Origin of the sequence: Janthinobacterium sp. SUN137 (genome assembly GCF_030587265.1) — a bacterium.
Classification (GTDB): domain Bacteria; phylum Pseudomonadota; class Gammaproteobacteria; order Burkholderiales; family Burkholderiaceae_D; genus Janthinobacterium; species Janthinobacterium kumbetense.
In genome coordinates this window covers 1-1,237 of record NZ_JAPWHZ010000026.1, presented here as the reverse complement: position 1 = coordinate 1,237, position 1,237 = coordinate 1, and the positions used below count along the sequence as shown (strand labels likewise).

Below are 1,237 nucleotides of genomic sequence, written 5' to 3'. Positions count from 1 at the left end.
TTGTAGTGGTCAACCCATCCCGGACACTACGTTAAGTTTTTCTTCGGCGACGGCCGGTGCCAGTCCCTGGTTGAACTGATGTGGTCGTATCCAGTTATACCGGTGCATCAGGTAGTGGCTGATGTCCCGTTGTGCTTCCTGTGCGGTCATGTAACCAGTTGACGGCAGCCATTCAGTTTTGAAGCTGCGGAACAGCCGTTCCATCGGGGAGTTATCCCAACAATTTCCCCGACGGCTCATACTCTGTCGTATCCGATAGCGCCACAAGCGCTGACGGAATTTTCGACTGGCGTACTGGCTACCTTGATCCGAATGAAACAGCAGCCTCTGCGGTCGACCTCGCTGCTCGTAAGCCATTTCCAGCGCTTGCACAACAAGGTCGGCATCGGGTCGTAGCGAGAATGCCCAGCCCACCGCTCGGCGAGCAAATAAGTCCAACACCACAGCCAGGTAATACCATCGGCCTTGCGCCCAGACATAGGTGATGTCCCCGCACCAGACCTGATTTGGCGCCTCCACTGTGAATTCACGGTTGAGGTGGTTCGGAATATCGACCCGTTCCACCGTAGCCTGCTTATAGGCATGGCTGCCAGGCTGTTTGCAGACCAGCCCTAGCTCTTCCATCAAACGACTGACTTTGAAGCGGCCAATTGCCGTGCCTTCCTCGCGCATCATGCCCATGATGCTGCGGCTTCCCGCCGAACTGCGACTCTCGACGAACAGCTCGTGCACACGGCCACGCAATGCCATGCGCTCAACATCAATGTGCCGGGCGCGCTCCCGATGCGCATACAGGCATGACCGCGCTACGTCGAACACCGCGCAGATCAACTCGATTGATTCGTCACCACAAATCTGATCGATTACCTCGTACGTTCTATCCCTTCCGACATCAAGAGCGCGGTAGCCTTTTTTAAAATGGACTTCTCCCGCTCGAGACGCTCAATACGTGCTTCGAGTTCCTGTATTCGCTGCTGATCTGGCGTCATTGCCTTGCTCTGCGGCGTGATGCCTTGCCGCTCCAACTGCAGCTGCTGCACCCAGCGGCGCAGCACCGATTCGCCGATGCCGACCGACCGGCTTGCCTCCACGTGGCTGTATCCTTGATCCAGCACCAAGCATGCTGCCTGCTGTTTGAACTCAGGGGAAAACGTACGTCTTTGCTTGCTCATCAAACACCTCTCCATGGCGAGCATTCTCGCCTAAATCAGTGTCCGGGTACATTAAACCACTACAA

At 56.1% G+C, this 1,237-nt stretch carries 1 protein-coding gene; it reads right to left on the bottom strand.

From position 1 onward, the window contains the following. Positions 1 to 9: 9 nt before the first annotated feature. Positions 10 to 1,172, bottom strand: a protein-coding gene (locus O3298_RS29120; RefSeq protein WP_305061207.1) for an IS3 family transposase whose coding sequence is annotated in 2 segments (ribosomal slippage) — positions 10 to 917 and positions 917 to 1,172 — 1,164 coding nt in all. Because the reading frame shifts where the segments join, the coding sequence is not laid out codon by codon here. Between the last annotated feature and the right edge of the window lie 65 nt (positions 1,173 to 1,237).